At 62.7% G+C, this 625-nt stretch carries 1 protein-coding gene and 1 pseudogene; one reads left to right on the top strand and one right to left on the bottom strand.

What is annotated here, in order from left to right; translation table 11 throughout:
• On the top strand, nt 1-407 hold a 407-nt coding region (locus tag AC1D00_RS44280), incomplete at its 5' end, for a family 1 glycosylhydrolase (RefSeq protein WP_477015096.1).
• Nucleotides 408-422: 15 nt separating this feature from the next.
• Here the strand turns inward: AC1D00_RS44280 and AC1D00_RS44285 are convergent.
• Nucleotides 423-625, bottom strand: a pseudogene (locus AC1D00_RS44285) (HNH endonuclease); the annotation flags it as partial.

Here is a 625-nt window from a genome sequence, read left to right on the forward strand (position 1 = left end):
TCCCCACCTCGTTCCCGCACATGAATTCGGAATGGCTGCGGATCGGCCCCGAAGTGATCTACTGGGCGCCGCGCCTCGCCGCGAAGATCTGGAACATCGAGACCATCTACATCAGCGAGAACGGCACCTCGTCCGAGGACAAGATCGCCGCCGACGGCCAGGTCTACGACCTCGATCGCATCATGTTCCTGCGCAACTATCTGACCCAGATGCAGCGCGCGGTCACGGAAGGGGTGCCGATCCGCGGCTACTTCCTGTGGAGCCTGATGGACAACTTTGAATGGATCTTCGGCTACGGGAAACGCTTCGGCCTGTATCGGGTCGACTTCGAGACGCAGGCGAGGGTGCCGAAGCTGAGTGCCGCGTTCTATCGCGACGTGGTGGCGAGGAACGCGATCGGGGTGTGAGTGGATGCGCCTGTCCTACGGATCCAGCTCGGTATCCCAGTAGAGATAGTCCAGCCAGCTGTCGTGCAGATAGTTCGGCGGGAACAGGCGGCCGTTGCGGTGGAGCTGGTGCACGGTCGGGGCGAAGGCGTGCTGGCGCGGAAACATCTTGGCTTGCGCAGGCGTAAGGTTGCCCTTGCGCAGATTACAGGGCGAGCACGCCGCGACCACGTTCTCCC

The sequence above is a fragment of the Bradyrhizobium sp. P2_E8 genome (assembly GCF_056403875.1).